Genomic DNA, 13,278 nt, shown 5'->3' on the forward strand with positions numbered 1-13,278 from the left:
GTTCGCCGTCTCCTGAGGTCAGAGCCCGACGACGCGCAGGATCGTGTCCGCGCCGAACAGCATGGCGGTGAAACCCGCGCCCGCCAGGAAGGGGCCAAAGGGCACGTAGCCACCTTCGCGCAGGCCGTTGTTGAATTTGAGCGCCAGACCCACGATGACGCCGATGACCGACGCCATCAGGATGATCGGCACCAGGGCCTGCCAGCCGAACCAGGCGCCGAAGGCCGCGAACAGCTTGAAGTCGCCGTAGCCCATGCCTTCCTTTCCGGTCGTGAGCTTGAAGAGCCAGTAGATGCTCCACAGCGACAGGTAGCCCGCGACGGCGCCCAGCACGGCGTTCGTCAGGCTCACGCCGGTGAAGCCGAGGAGGGCGGCCAGCAAACCGGCCCACAGCAGCGGCAGCGTGATGTCGTCCGGCAGCAGCGTGGTGTCCCAGTCGATCAGCGCCAGCGTGAGCAGCGCGGCAGAGAAGCCGCACCATGCGAGCGCCGCCCACTGCCCCGGCATGCGCCACACGCACCAGGCGAACAGCAGGCCAGTGACCAGTTCGACGATCGGGTAGCGTGGGCTGATCCGCGTCTTGCACGATGAGCAACGGCCGCGCAGGAGGAGGTAGCTCAACACCGGCACGTTCTCGTACCAGCGGATGGCGTGCCCGCACTGCTGGCAGCGCGAGTGCGGCACCATGAGGTTGAAGGCTTCGGCGGGCGCTTCGGGTGCGTCAGGCGTCGACCCGTCGAGGGCGGCACAGTCGCCTGCCCACTGCCGCTCGAGCATCTTGGGCAACCGGTAGATCACGACGTTGAGAAAGCTGCCGATCAGCAATCCCAGGACGCCGGCCAGTGCGGCCTCCACCCCCTGCGACACCCACATCAGACGACCTGGCCGAGCTTGAAGATGGGCAGGTACATCGACACCACGATGCCACCGATGATCACGCCCAGGAACACGATGATGATGGGTTCCATCAGGCTGGACAAGCCGGCGACCATGTCGTCGACCTCGGCCTCGTAGAAGTCGGCGGCTTTGCCCAGCATGTGGTCGATCGAGCCGGATTCCTCGCCGATCGCCGCCATCTGCAGCACCATCGACGGGAACACGTTGGCGTTCGTCATGGCCGAGGTCAGGCTGGTACCGGTCGAGACTTCCTGCTGGATCTTGGCGGTCGCGTCGGCGTACACCGAGTTGCCCGAGGCACCGCCGACGGAGTCGAGCGCTTCCACCAGCGGCACGCCGGCCGCGAACATCGTCGACAGCGTGCGGGTCCAGCGCGCCACGCAGGACTTGTCGATCAGCGTGCCGAAGATCGGCAGGCGCAGCAGCAGGCGGTCCATGACGCGCTGCACTTTCTCGTTGCGCTTCCAGGCCTGGAGGAAGAAGTAGATGCCACCCCCGAGCACGCCGAAGATCAGCCACCAGTAAGAGACGAAGAACTCGCTGATGGCCATCACGATCAGCGTCGGCGCCGGCAGGTCGGCCCCGAATGAGGAGAACACCTCCTTGAACGCCGGGATCACGAAGATCATGATGATCGCGACCACCACGAAGGCCACAACGACGACCGACGTCGGGTACATCAGGGCCGACTTGATCTTCGACTTGATCGCCTCGGTCTTCTCCATGTAGGTCGCCAGGCGGTCGAGCAGTTCTTCCAGGATACCGGCCGCTTCACCGGCCTCGACCAGGTTGCAGTACAGGTTGTCGAAGTACTTCGGGAACTTGCGGAACGCGGCGGACAGCGACGTGCCGGTCTCGACGTCGCTGCGGACATCGTTGAGCAGCTTGGCCACGCTCGGGTTGGCGTTGCCGCGGCCCACGATGTCGAAGGCCTGCAGCAGGGGCACACCGGCCTTCATCATCGTGGCGAGCTGCCGGGTGAAGATCGCAATGTCCTTGGGCTTGATCGACTTGCCCGCACGCATGCGGCGCTTCTTGACTTTGGTCAGCAGCACGCCTTGTCGCCGCAGGGCCGCCTGCACCTGGTTCGTGCCAGCCGCGCGGAGTTCGCCTCGGACCTGCTTGCCGTTGCGGTCCTTGCCCTCCCATTCGTACACAAATTCCTTGTGTCCGCGGGGCGTGGATGTTGCCGTTGCCATGGGAGATCTCCGCTTGTGAGTGCTATTCGTTGGTGACCGCCACCACTTCCTCGAGCGATGTCAGCCCCTGCATGACCTTCTTCAGGCCGGATTGGCGCAGGGACCGCACGCCTTCGGCTTCCGACTGCTTCGCGATGTCCAGTGCGCTGCCGTCGCGCAGGATGATCTTCTGAATCTCTTCGGACACCGGCATCACCTGGTAGATGCCCACGCGTCCCTTGTAACCGCCGTTGCAGGCAGAGCAGCCGACCGGGCGGTACGGTTTCCAGGAGCCGTCGAGATCTTCTTCCTTGAAGCCTGCATCGAGCAGCGCTTCGCGCGGCACGTCGGCCGGCGTGCGACACACGGTGCACAGCCGCCGTGCCAGCCGCTGCGCCGTGATGAGAATGACGCTGGATGCGATGTTGAAGGGCGCGATGCCCATGTTGCGCATCCGCGTGAGCGTGGTCGGCGCATCGTTCGTGTGCAGCGTGGACAGCACCAGGTGGCCGGTCTGCGCGGCCTTGATGGAGATGTCGGCCGTTTCGAGGTCGCGGATTTCACCGACCATGATGATGTCCGGGTCCTGCCGCAAAAAGGCACGCAGGGCTGTTGCGAAGGTCAGGCCGGCCTTCTCGTTGACGTTGACCTGGTTCACGCCCGGCAAGTTGATTTCGGACGGGTCTTCCGCCGTCGCGATGTTGACCCCGGGCTTGTTCAGCAGGTTCAGGCAGGTGTAGAGCGACACCGTCTTGCCGGAACCGGTCGGCCCCGTGACCAGCACCATGCCATAAGGCCGGCCGATGGCGGCCAGCAGGCGCTCCTTCTCGACCGCGTCGTAACCGAGCGCGTCGATGCCCAGGCGGGCGCTGCTCGGGTCCAGGATCCGGATGACGATCTTTTCGCCGAAAAGCGTGGGCAGGGTGCTGACCCGGAAGTCGATCACGCGATCGGGCCCGATCTTGAGCTTCATCCGACCGTCTTGCGGGATGCGCTTCTCGGAGATGTCCAGCCGCGAGATCACCTTGATGCGGGAGGCCAGCTTGTCCTTGATGACCGGCGGCGGGCTGGCGATTTCGCGCAGTTCGCCGTCGATGCGGAAGCGCACGCGGTACTGGTGCTCGTAGGGCTCGAAGTGAATGTCGGAGGCCCGCATGCCGAAGGCGTCGAGCAGCATCTTGTGGAGGAAGCGCACCACCGGTGCATCTTCGACTTCGGCCGTGGCCTGCTCGGCGGTATCGCTGGCGGTGTCGATCGTTGCTTCGTCGAACTCGAACTCGGCTCCGACGATCGTGTCGATGCTTTCGGCCGCACTGACGGCCGCCGCCTCGACCATCCGGGACAGCTTGTCGAATTCTGCGATCACCCAGTCCACGCCCATCTGCGACGCGAACTTGATCTTTTCGACCGCCTGTTGATCGGACGGATCGGCTGTCGCAACGATGAGCCGGTTGTTGCGCTTGCTCAGCACGACGATGCGGTAGGCCAGGCACAGCTTGGGGTCGAGCAGGTCCTTCGGCAGACGCTGAGGGTCGATCGCATCCAGGTCCAGCAGGGGGGCGCCGAAGGCGCTGGACAGCGTGTGAGCGAGGTCGGCGGCCGAGACGGCGCCGGTGCCGGTCAGTTCGGCGATGAAGCTCGACCGCGAGATGAGAGATCGCTGATAGATCTCCTCGGCCGTTTTCGCCGGAAGCTTGCCCGCAGAGATCAACGCTCGGGCAAGGCCCGGCAGGGCAACGGTCGAGCTATCTTTGACGGGAGGTTCGGCGGCGGCCATCAGCGAATGTAAAAAACGTGAAAAAGTGCTTCACGATCATCGCTGATCGCCCTTTGACTGTAAACCGGTGCGCCGTGACGACCGCGCAGCATTTGGCGTTACAGCCATAAAAGGCTGGTCGGGGTGAGAGGATTCGAACCTCCGGCCTCTACGTCCCGAACGTAGCGCTCTACCAGGCTAAGCTACACCCCGATGGTGGTTGCAGAAAAAGAGGAAGTCGTCTGGTTGCCCAATGGAATGGGCCTTCTAGGCGCGTCGCTCAAGCAACTGAGCCGCCAATTGTAGCAAACCCGTTGTGTGCGAATTCGCAGGAAAACCACGCAATGCGTCGATCGCGCGCTGCGCTTCGGCGGCTGCCGCCGCGCGCGTGGCGTCGAGTGCGCCCGTCTCCCGGACGATAGTGACGATATTGGCCAGTTGGCTCGTATCGCCGGTTTCGATCGCGTCGCGCACCAGCGCGCTCTGGGCGGGCGCTGCGCGTTGCATGGCCAGAATCAGCGGCAGTGTCGTCTTGCCTTCGCGCAAATCGTCGCCGACGTTCTTGCCGGTTTCGCTGGCATCGCCTTCGTAGTCAAGTACGTCGTCGATCACCTGGAAGGCGGTGCCGATCGCCTGGCCGTAGGAGGCGCAGGCTTCCTCGGTGGCGGCGTCCGAGCCGGTCAAGACCGCGGCGAGGCGGGTGCTCGCCTCGAAAAGCTTGGCCGTCTTGGAGCGGATCACCCGCAGATAGGCCGCTTCGTCGAGCGAGGCATCGTGCATGTTCATGAGCTGCAGCACTTCGCCCTCGGCGATCACGTTGGTCGCCTCCGCGAGGATCTGCATGACGCGCATGTCGTTCGCGTCCAGCATCATCTGGAAGGCGCGCGAATACAGAAAGTCGCCCACCAGCACGCTCGCCGGATTGCCGAAGGATTCGTTAGCGGTGGGGCGCCCGCGCCGCAGGGTCGACTCGTCCACCACATCGTCGTGCAGGAGCGTGGCGGTGTGGATGAACTCCACCACGGCCGCGAGGTTGAAGTGCTGTTCGCCCTTGTATTCGAGTGCGCCGGCCATCAACAGAAGCAAGGCCGGGCGCAGCCGCTTGCCGCCAGCCGAGATGATGTACTGCGACACGTGGCTGACCAACGGCACGCCGGTGTCGAGGCGTCGCGCGATGACGCGGTCGACCTGCGCCATGTCGGCGGCGATCAGTCCGAGGACGGAGGTGGTCGGGGAGGAGTCGGCGGCAGGGCGAGGCAAGGCGAGGGCGCTGGGCGCTGCGTGAGGTAGAGAGGGTCGGCCGAAGGGCCGGGAAGCCGCAAATTATAGGGAGCGCGGCGCAGGTGGCCGGGCGTACGGTCATGCGCCTTGGGCTGCGGGGGCGCCCGTGCTAGAATCTTGGGCTCTGCGGAATTCGCCGCCGAGACTCAATTTCTAAGAGGTTTACATGTACGCGGTCATAAAAACCGGCGGCAAGCAGTATCGCGTTGCTTCCGGCGAAAAAATTAAAGTAGAACAGATTGCTGCGGACGTAGGCCAGGAAATCGTGCTCGATCAGGTTCTCGCAGTCGGCAACGGCTCGGACATCAAGATCGGCACGCCCCTGGTGTCCGGCGCATCCGTCACGGTCACCGTGCTCTCGCACGGCTTGCATGACAAGGTCCACATCTTCAAGATGCGCCGTCGCAAGCACTATCAGAAACGTCAAGGCCATCGCCAGCAGTTCACCGAACTGCAAATCGGCGCGATCGCCGGTTAAGGAGTAGGCACCATGGCACAGAAAAAAGGCGGCGGCTCCACGCGAAACGGGCGCGATTCCAAGCCCAAGATGCTCGGCGTGAAAGCGTTCGGCGGCGAACTGATCAGCGCAGGCTCGATCATCGTGCGTCAGCGCGGCACCCAGTTCCACCCCGGCGTGAACGTCGGCGTGGGCAAGGACCACACGCTGTTCGCCCTCGTCGACGGCCATGTGTCGTTCGGCGTCAAGGGTGCACTGAACAAGCACATGGTCAACGTGACGCCGGCCTGAGCCTCGTCACTTCGATCTGCTCGAAGCCCCGCTTGTCGGGGCTTCTTCGTTTTCCACACCGCCGCCGCAAGTCGGCCACCCGTTTGTAAACTGGACACCCCATGAAGTTCGTCGACGAAGCCTTCATCGACATCGCCGCCGGCGATGGCGGCAACGGCTGCGTGTCGTTCCGTCATGAGAAGTACAAGGAATTCGGCGGCCCCAACGGCGGGGACGGCGGGCGCGGCGGCCATGTGTTCGCGGTGGCCGACATCAATCTCAACACGCTGGTCGATTTCCGCTACTCGCGCCGTCACGAGGCCAAGCGCGGCCAGCACGGCATGGGCTCCGACATGTTCGGTGCGGCGGGCGACGACATCGTCCTGAAGATGCCGGTCGGCACCATCATCACCGACGCCGAAACCGGCGAGGTGCTGTACGAGCTGCTGGTGCCGGGCGAGGTGATCACCATCGCCAAGGGCGGCGACGGCGGCTTCGGCAACATGCGCTTCAAGAGCGCCATCAACCGTGCGCCGCGCCAGAAGACGCCGGGCTGGCCGGGCGAGAAGAAGAGCCTCAAGCTCGAGCTGAAAGTGCTGGCCGACGTCGGGCTGCTGGGCATGCCGAACGCTGGCAAGTCGACTTTCATCAGCGCCATTTCGAACGCGCGACCGCGCATTGCGGACTATCCGTTCACCACGCTGCATCCGAACCTGGGTGTCGTGCGCGTCGGCCCGGAGCAGAGCTTCGTCGTGGCTGACCTGCCCGGCCTGATCGAGGGCGCTGCCGAAGGCGCCGGCCTCGGCCACCTGTTCCTGCGCCATCTGCAACGCACGCGCCTGTTGCTGCACATCGTGGACATGGCCCCGTTCGACGACGCAGTCGATCCGGTGGCGCAGGCCAAGGCGATCGTTGGTGAGCTCAAGAAATACGATGCGGCGCTGTTCGACAAGCCACGCTGGCTGGTGCTGAACAAGCTCGACATGGTGCCCGACGACGAGCGCGCGGCACGTGTGAAGGACTTTGTGAAGCGCCTGCGCTTCAAGGGTCCGGTGTTCGAGATCTCGGCGCTCACCCGCGAGGGCTGCGAGCCGCTCGTGAAGGCGATCTACCAGCACGTGAAGGCCCAGCAGGTGGCCGAGCAGCCGCCAGCGGACATCGACCCACGCTTCGCCTGAACGCCGCCCCTCGCACGGTGCCGGCGCGGTGCCGTCACCGCTTCACCTCCGACCATCGACAGACCCTCATGAGTTCCATTCCCGCTTCCAACGCACTGCGCGATGCGCGGCGGATCGTCGTCAAGGTGGGCTCCAGCCTGGTGACCAACGAGGGCCGCGGACTCGACGAGCAGGCGATCGGCGAATGGTGCCGCCAACTGGCTGCGTTGATGCGCGATGGGCGCGAGGTCGTGATGGTGTCCAGCGGCGCCATCGCCGAAGGCATGAAGCGCCTCGGCTGGCGCACCCGTCCGCGTGAAGTGCACGAACTCCAGGCCGCGGCCGCGGTCGGCCAGATGGGCCTGGCCCAGATGTACGAGACGAAGCTGCGCGAGAACGGTGTCGGCAGCGCGCAGGTGCTGCTCACCCATGCCGACCTGGCCGACCGCGAGCGCTATTTGAATGCCCGCACGACCCTGCGCACCCTGCTGGGTCTCGGCGTGGTGCCCGTGATCAACGAGAACGACACCGTGGTCAACGACGAGATCAAGTTCGGCGACAACGACACGCTCGGTGCGCTCGTGGCGAACCTGGTCGAGGCCGATGCGCTGGTTATCCTGACGGACCAGAAGGGCCTCTACACCGCCGACCCGCGCAAGCACCCCGAAGCGCAGTTCGTGCACGAGGCACTGGCCGGCGACCTAGCGCTCGAAGCGATGGCCGGCGGCGTCGGCTCGGCCATCGGCAGCGGCGGCATGATCACCAAGATCCTCGCGGCCAAGCGGGCTGCGGGGTCCGGTGCGTCGACCGTGATCGCCTGGGGGCGCGAGCCCGACGCGCTGCTGCGACTCGTGCGCGGCGAGCCCATCGGCACCTTGCTGGTCGCGCAGACCGCCAAGCACCAGGCGCGCAAGCGCTGGATGGCCGACCACCTGCAACTTCGCGGATCGGTCACCGTGGACGCAGGCGCGGCCGTCAAGGTGCGCAGCGAAGGCAAGAGCCTGTTGCCGATCGGCATGACGGGCATCGAGGGCGATTTTTCGCGCGGCGACGTGATCGCGGTGCGCGACCCGCACGGTGTCGAACTGGCGCGCGGCTTGGCGAACTATTCGAGCGCCGAAGCGCGCTTGCTGTGCCGCAAGCCGTCCGGCGAATTCGAGCGGCTGCTCGGCTATGCGGCCGAGCCGGAGATGGTGCACCGGGACAACATGGTCCTGACGGCGCGTTGAGCGGCGTCGCCGGTTACTGCACTTCCGGCAGCGGATTCTTCAGCCGTTGCACCATTTCTTTGGCCGATCCGCGCGGCGCGGCGCCGCGGCAGATCCCCTGCTGAGATAGCAGCAGGGTGTAGCTCGAATTGAGCGTGAACATCTTCTTCCACTCCGGGTTCGGCAACACGTCCCAGCCATTGCTGCCGTAGCGGGCATAGGTTTTCATCTCGCCGGTGGCGCAACGCACGCCTTCGTAGAACGCGTTGGTCGCACCGCCGGCCTTGTTGCTCGCCACCACGACGTAGCGCACCACGCCATCGCCCGTGATCGCGATGGTGGCCGGGTCGACGCCAAACTTCAGCGTCATGTAGCGCGGCATTTCGATCGGCACCAGCCGGCTTTCGTCGAAGGCCGGCGGCGGTGGCACGGGCGTCTCCTTCCACTCCGGGTCCGTGAACACCTGGGCCGACGCACCGCCGGCTGCGCCGAGCAGGCAGGCCAGCGCGAAGGCGCGGCTAGCGCGGTGCATGAAAGGGGTCGGGCGGCGGAAGATCGGTGGCAATGTTTGCATTGGGGTCCGGGTCAAAGCTGGCGCCCGGAGGCAGGTCGAAGTGGTGTTCCTGCCCGGCGAGAGGCATTTGGCGATCGAGTTCGCGGGTGCGGACGTTGCTGCGCAGGAAGCGGTTGCGGAAATCCTGCCGTGGCAGGTAGCGTGCAAGTTCGGTCAGCGCCATTTCATAGACGCCGCGCTTGAACTCGACGACGACGTCGAGCGGCACCCAGTAGTCGTGCCATCGCCAGGCGTCGAATTCCGGATGGTCGGTGGCGCGCAGGTTCAGATCCCAGTCGTGGCCGACAAGTTGCAGCAAATACCAGATCTGCTTTTGGCCCTTGTAGTGGCCTCGTGCGTCACGGCGGATGAACCGATCCGGCACCTCGTAGCGCAACCAGTCACGGGTACGGGCGATGATCCGCACATGCTCCGGATGGAGCCCCACTTCTTCATGCAGTTCCCGGAACATGGCTTGCTCGGGACTCTCGCCGCGATCGATGCCGCCTTGCGGAAACTGCCAGGAGTGGGTGCGTATGCGTTTGCCCCAGAAAACCTGGTTTCTCTGGTTGAGCAGGATGATGCCGACGTTGGGCCTGAAGCCGTCCCGGTCGAGCATAATCAAACCCCAATTTTTGAACTGCGTCGATTATGCCTGCCGGGTCGCACTCGGCAAGTGAGCGGTTCCTGCGGCGACCTGCAAACCGCCTGCGATCCCCACGTTCGACACCCCTTTTTCGACACCCTTTCGAGCGCGACCGATGAAAGCTTCCCGTTTCTTTGTCTCCACCCTGAAGGAAGCGCCGGCCGATGCCGAAGTCGCGAGCCACCGGCTCATGATGCGCGCCGGCATGATCAAGAAGCTCGGCGCGGGCATCTACACGTACATGCCGATGGGCCTGCGCGTCATCCGCAAGGTCGAGGCCATCGTGCGCGAGGAAATGAACCGTGCCGGCGCCGTCGAGCTGACGATGCCGGTCGTGCAGCCGGGCGAGTTTTGGCAGGAGACGGGCCGCTTCGAGAAGATGGGCCCCGAGCTGCTGCGCATCAAGGACCGGCATGAACGCGACTACGTCGTGCAGCCGACCAGCGAAGAGGTCGTGACCGACATCGCCCGCCAGGAGATCCGCAGCTACAAGCAGCTGCCGCGCAACTTCTACCAAATCCAGACCAAGTTTCGCGACGAGCGCCGCCCGCGCTTCGGCCTGATGCGCGGCCGCGAGTTCACGATGAAGGACGCCTACAGCTTCGACCGCGACCTCGACGCGGCCAAGCTCAGCTACCAGGCCATGGCGCAGGCCTACCGCCGCATCTTCGACCGCTTCGGCCTGACCTACCGCGCGGTGGCGGCCGACAGCGGCGCCATCGGCGGCGACCTGAGCGAGGAGTTCCAGGTGATCGCCGCCACCGGCGAAGACGCCATCGTCTACTGCCCCGACAGCGACTACGCTGCCAACCTGGAGAAGGCCGAGGCGCTGGCGCCGACCGCGCCGCGTGGTGCCGCCGCGAAGCCGCTCGCCAAGACGCCGACGCCGGGCAAGAGCACCTGCGCCGATGTGGCGGAACTGCTCGGCATGCCGCTCGCGACCACGGTGAAGTCGCTGGTGCTCGCGACCGACGTTCTCGACGACGCCGGCAACATCAAGGGCTCGAAGGTCTGGCTCCTGCTGCTGCGCGGCGACCACGACATGAACGAGATCAAGGTGAGCAAGCTGCCGGGCCTGGACCAGGGCTTCCGCTTCGCGACCACGGCCGAGATCGACGATCACTTCGGCTGCAAGCCCGGCTACCTGGGCCCGCTGAACCTGAAGAAGCCGGTGACGCTGGTGGCTGACCGCGAAGTCGCCGTGATGTCTGACTGGACCACCGGCGCCAACGAGGTCGACTTCCACATGACCGGCGTGAACTGGGGCCGCGACCTGCCCGAGCCCACGTTGGTCGCCGACATCCGCAACGTGGTGGCCGGCGACGCCTCGCCCGACGGCAAGGGCATGCTCGCCATCGAGCGTGGCATCGAGGTCGGCCACATCTTTGTGCTCGGCACCAAGTACAGCAAAAGCATGAACGCCACCTTCCTCGACGAAGGCGGCAAGCCTCAGTTCCTCGAGATGGGCTGCTACGGCATCGGCATCACGCGCCTGCCGGCCGCGGCGATCGAGCAGAACCATGACGAGCGCGGCATCATCTGGCCCGACGCGTTGGCACCGTTCACCGTCGTCCTGTGCCCTATCGGTATGGACCGCAGCGCCGAGGTCAAGCTCGCTGCCGAAACGCTTTACGAGCAGCTGCTGGCCGCCGGCGTCGACGTGCTGCTGGACGACCGCGGCGAGCGCCCGGGCGCGATGTTCGCCGACTGGGAGCTGATCGGCGTGCCGCACCGCCTGGTGATCTCCGACCGCGGCCTCAAGGAAGGCCAGTTCGAGTACCAGCACCGGCGCGACACGGCGGCCACCAAGGTGCCGTCCGCGGCCGCCATGAGCTTCCTGCAATCCAAGCTCGCTGCGTGACGATGAAGCCGACGGCGGACCGAGGCTCGCCCCTGTCCCGCCGGCTCGTGCTTGGCGGCACCACGATCGGTGCCCTGATGCTGGCTCTGCCGCGCAGCGCCTTCGCCGGCGCGCAGATCGAGGAGCCGCTGATCGATTCGGTGCGCAACGCGCTGAGCGCCGCGATCCGCAGCAGCGCCCCGCCCAAGCTCGAGTTCACGGATACCGAATCGCGCCTGGCGCATCTGCGCTGGCTCGGCGAGATGAGCCAGCGGCTCAAGCGCAAGATCCCGGGCCACCAGGAGCGCCTCGAGCTGCTCCAGACCGTCTGGTACGAGAGCAAGCGTGCCGGGCTCGACGTGAGCCTGGTGCTCGGGCTGATTCAGGTGGAAAGCAATTTCCGCAAATGGGCCATCTCGAGCGCCGGCGCGCGCGGGCTGATGCAGGTGATGCCGTTCTGGACGCGCGTCATCGGCGACGGCGACGCCAACCAACTGTTCAAGATGCAGCCCAACCTGCGCTTCGGCTGCGTCATCCTGCGCCACTACCTCGACCGCGAGCGCGGCGACCTCTTCATGACGCTCGGCCGCTACAACGGCAGCCGCGGCCGCGCGCCGTACCCCGACGCGGTCTTCGCCAACCAGCGGATCTACGCTTTCAACGACCGCGCCGCCGCCTGAGCTGCGCCCTCGACATCGGTCACCATGACCTGGTCGATGCGGTAGCTGTCCACGTCCATCACCTCGAAGGTGTAGCCGCCCCAGGTGACGCTATCGGTGCGCTTGGGCACGCGGCGCAGCATCACCATCAGGAAGCCGGCCAGCGTCTCGTACTCGTCGGCATGGGGCAGGGGCGCATCGAGGTCGAGCGCGCGCTGCACGTCCTGGATCGGCGTCACGCCGTCGATCAGCCAGGAGTTCTCGTCGCGCCGCACGATCTGCTGTTCTTCGTCCTGCGGGCCGACCAGGTCGCCCATCACCGTGCTCATCACGTCGTTGAGCGTGATCACGCCGACCACCAGGCTGTACTCGTTGACGATGATCGCGAAGTCCTCGTGCGCATGGCGGAACTGCTCGAGCACCTCGGTGAGCGACAGGCGGTCTGGCACTACCAGCGCCTTGTGCAGCGGCACGCCCTGGTCGAGCGCCAGCGGCTGGCCGCTCAGCACGCGCTGGAACATGTCCTTGGCGTCGACGTAGCCCAGCACATGGTCGATGTCGCCGTCGCACACCGGGTAGGCCGAGAAGGGCTCCGCGACGATGCGCGCGCGCAGCACAGATTCGGGGTCGTCCTTCTGGAACCACGCGATGCGGTCGCGCGAGGTCATCACGCTGTTCACCAGCCGGGTGTCGAGCTCGAACACGTTGGCGATCACCTGCTGCTCGCGCACCGCCAGCACGCCGGCCCGCGCGCCGGCCTCGGTCATGGCGAGGATGTCGGCCGAGGTGATCTGCTCGTCGCGGTGCGCCGGCATGCCCAGCAGCTTGAAGAGCAGGTCGGTGCTGCGGGTGAAAAGCCACACCAGCGGCATGAAGGTGGTGATGAGCACCTGCATCGGCCCGACCATGCGGACCGCGAGCTGCTCTGGGTTGTTCATGCCCAGCCGCTTGGGGAACAGGTCGGCGAAGACCAGGAACACCGCGATGATCGTGACGAACGACGCCGCGAACGCCGCGGCCTGCGCCGTGTCGGGGCTGAACCACAGGTCGAACAGCCGCGCGTAGTAGGGGCTGAGCGAGCCTTCGCCCACCACGCCGCCCAGGATGGCGACCGCATTCAGGCCGATCTGCACCACGGTGAAGTAGTGGCCGGGCTGTGCCTGCACGCGCAGCACCCGCTCGGCCCGCACGTCGCCCTCGTCGGCCATCTGGCGCAGCCGCAGGCGGCGCGAGGCGGCCAGCGTGATCTCGGCCAGCGAGAAGAAAGCGCTCAAGGCAATGAGCGCGACGATGAGAAGCAGGCTTTGGGTGAGGGTCATGACGGTCGCAGGAGCCGCCAATGGTGCCACGGCGGGCGCCTGGCGCCGTGACGCACC

13 protein-coding genes and 1 tRNA gene are annotated in these 13,278 nt (G+C 65.8%); 6 read left to right on the forward strand and 8 right to left on the reverse strand.

The annotated features are described in order from the left end of the window. Positions 1–18: 18 nt before the first annotated feature. From ACSFA0_RS15715 to ACSFA0_RS15735, 5 genes are all read right to left on the reverse strand, one after another. Entirely contained in the window at positions 19–873 is an 855-nt protein-coding gene (locus ACSFA0_RS15715) for a prepilin peptidase (protein WP_435451206.1), read from the reverse strand. Beyond that, the gene (locus tag ACSFA0_RS15720) at positions 873–2,096 is read right to left on the reverse strand and encodes a type II secretion system F family protein (RefSeq protein WP_435451207.1); all 1,224 of its coding nucleotides are present in this window, start codon (positions 2,094–2,096) and stop codon (positions 873–875) included. Before ACSFA0_RS15720 ends, ACSFA0_RS15715 begins: the two co-directional genes overlap by 1 nt. A 22-nt stretch (positions 2,097–2,118) precedes the next feature. After that, positions 2,119–3,852 (reverse strand): type IV-A pilus assembly ATPase PilB, encoded by a 1,734-nt coding sequence (pilB, locus tag ACSFA0_RS15725; RefSeq protein WP_435451208.1) that lies wholly within the window; start codon positions 3,850–3,852, stop codon positions 2,119–2,121. 115 nt (positions 3,853–3,967) lie between these two features. Then, positions 3,968–4,044 (reverse strand) — tRNA-Pro (locus ACSFA0_RS15730). A gap of 54 nt (positions 4,045–4,098) precedes the next feature. Further along, positions 4,099–5,091, reverse strand: coding sequence for a polyprenyl synthetase family protein (locus ACSFA0_RS15735; RefSeq protein WP_435451209.1), 993 nt, complete (start codon positions 5,089–5,091; stop codon positions 4,099–4,101). 187 nt (positions 5,092–5,278) lie between these two features. On the opposite strand from ACSFA0_RS15735, the gene rplU reads away from it, so the two are divergent. From rplU to proB, 4 genes are all read left to right on the forward strand, one after another. After that, the gene (gene rplU / locus ACSFA0_RS15740) at positions 5,279–5,590 is read left to right on the forward strand and encodes a 50S ribosomal protein L21 (protein ID WP_435451210.1); all 312 of its coding nucleotides are present in this window, start codon (positions 5,279–5,281) and stop codon (positions 5,588–5,590) included. Between the two features lie 12 nt (positions 5,591–5,602). After that, on the forward strand, positions 5,603–5,860 hold the full coding sequence (rpmA, locus tag ACSFA0_RS15745) for a 50S ribosomal protein L27 (protein ID WP_015866991.1): 258 nt from the start codon (positions 5,603–5,605) through the stop codon (positions 5,858–5,860). A 101-nt stretch (positions 5,861–5,961) separates the two neighbouring features. Then, positions 5,962–7,017 (forward strand): Obg family GTPase CgtA, encoded by a 1,056-nt coding sequence (cgtA, locus tag ACSFA0_RS15750; protein WP_435451211.1) that lies wholly within the window; start codon positions 5,962–5,964, stop codon positions 7,015–7,017. A gap of 68 nt (positions 7,018–7,085) precedes the next feature. Then, a complete protein-coding gene (gene proB / locus ACSFA0_RS15755; RefSeq protein WP_435451212.1) occupies positions 7,086–8,225 on the forward strand; it encodes a glutamate 5-kinase in 1,140 nt (379 codons plus the stop codon). A gap of 13 nt (positions 8,226–8,238) precedes the next feature. Here proB and ACSFA0_RS15760 read toward each other — a convergent pair whose 3' ends face one another. Beyond that, positions 8,239–8,736 carry a CNP1-like family protein gene (locus ACSFA0_RS15760; RefSeq protein WP_435451213.1) on the reverse strand — a complete coding sequence of 166 codons (498 nt, stop codon included), beginning with the start codon at positions 8,734–8,736 and terminating at the stop codon, positions 8,239–8,241. Continuing rightward, the gene (locus ACSFA0_RS15765; RefSeq protein WP_435451908.1) at positions 8,723–9,376 is read right to left on the reverse strand and encodes an RNA pyrophosphohydrolase; all 654 of its coding nucleotides are present in this window, start codon (positions 9,374–9,376) and stop codon (positions 8,723–8,725) included. Before ACSFA0_RS15765 ends, ACSFA0_RS15760 begins: the two co-directional genes overlap by 14 nt. 142 nt (positions 9,377–9,518) lie before the next feature. Here ACSFA0_RS15765 and ACSFA0_RS15770 point away from each other — a divergent pair, with 142 nt between their 5' ends. After that, positions 9,519–11,264: a proline--tRNA ligase gene (locus ACSFA0_RS15770; protein ID WP_435451214.1), complete on the forward strand. Its 1,746-nt coding sequence runs from the start codon at positions 9,519–9,521 to the stop codon at positions 11,262–11,264. Between the two features lie 2 nt (positions 11,265–11,266). Continuing rightward, entirely contained in the window at positions 11,267–11,923 is a 657-nt protein-coding gene (locus tag ACSFA0_RS15775; RefSeq protein WP_435451909.1) for a lytic transglycosylase domain-containing protein, read from the forward strand. Here the strand turns inward: ACSFA0_RS15775 and paeA are convergent. Further along, the gene (paeA, locus tag ACSFA0_RS15780; RefSeq protein WP_435451215.1) at positions 11,893–13,221 is read right to left on the reverse strand and encodes a polyamine export protein PaeA; all 1,329 of its coding nucleotides are present in this window, start codon (positions 13,219–13,221) and stop codon (positions 11,893–11,895) included. The two genes, ACSFA0_RS15775 and paeA, sit on opposite strands and share 31 nt — an antisense overlap. Positions 13,222–13,278: the final 57 nt, after the last annotated feature.

This window comes from Variovorax restrictus (assembly GCF_051216715.1).
Lineage (GTDB): Bacteria > Pseudomonadota > Gammaproteobacteria > Burkholderiales > Burkholderiaceae_C > Variovorax.

Bases quoted from the DNA above. Each gene is read 5' to 3' on its own strand.
- ACSFA0_RS15715 (WP_435451206.1), bottom strand. From the start codon at position 873: ATGTGGGTGTCGCAGGGGGTGGAGGCCGCACTGGCCGGCGTCCTGGGA.
- ACSFA0_RS15720 (WP_435451207.1), bottom strand. From the start codon at position 2,096: ATGGCAACGGCAACATCCACGCCCCGCGGACACAAGGAATTTGTGTAC.
- pilB (WP_435451208.1), bottom strand. From the start codon at position 3,852: ATGGCCGCCGCCGAACCTCCCGTCAAAGATAGCTCGACCGTTGCCCTG.
- rplU (WP_435451210.1), top strand. From the start codon at position 5,279: ATGTACGCGGTCATAAAAACCGGCGGCAAGCAGTATCGCGTTGCTTCC.
- rpmA (WP_015866991.1), top strand. From the start codon at position 5,603: ATGGCACAGAAAAAAGGCGGCGGCTCCACGCGAAACGGGCGCGATTCC.
- cgtA (WP_435451211.1), top strand. From the start codon at position 5,962: ATGAAGTTCGTCGACGAAGCCTTCATCGACATCGCCGCCGGCGATGGC.
- proB (WP_435451212.1), top strand. From the start codon at position 7,086: ATGAGTTCCATTCCCGCTTCCAACGCACTGCGCGATGCGCGGCGGATC.
- ACSFA0_RS15760 (WP_435451213.1), bottom strand. From the start codon at position 8,736: ATGCACCGCGCTAGCCGCGCCTTCGCGCTGGCCTGCCTGCTCGGCGCA.
- ACSFA0_RS15765 (WP_435451908.1), bottom strand. From the start codon at position 9,376: ATGCTCGACCGGGACGGCTTCAGGCCCAACGTCGGCATCATCCTGCTC.
- ACSFA0_RS15770 (WP_435451214.1), top strand. From the start codon at position 9,519: ATGAAAGCTTCCCGTTTCTTTGTCTCCACCCTGAAGGAAGCGCCGGCC.
- ACSFA0_RS15775 (WP_435451909.1), top strand. From the start codon at position 11,267: ATGAAGCCGACGGCGGACCGAGGCTCGCCCCTGTCCCGCCGGCTCGTG.
- paeA (WP_435451215.1), bottom strand. From the start codon at position 13,221: ATGACCCTCACCCAAAGCCTGCTTCTCATCGTCGCGCTCATTGCCTTG.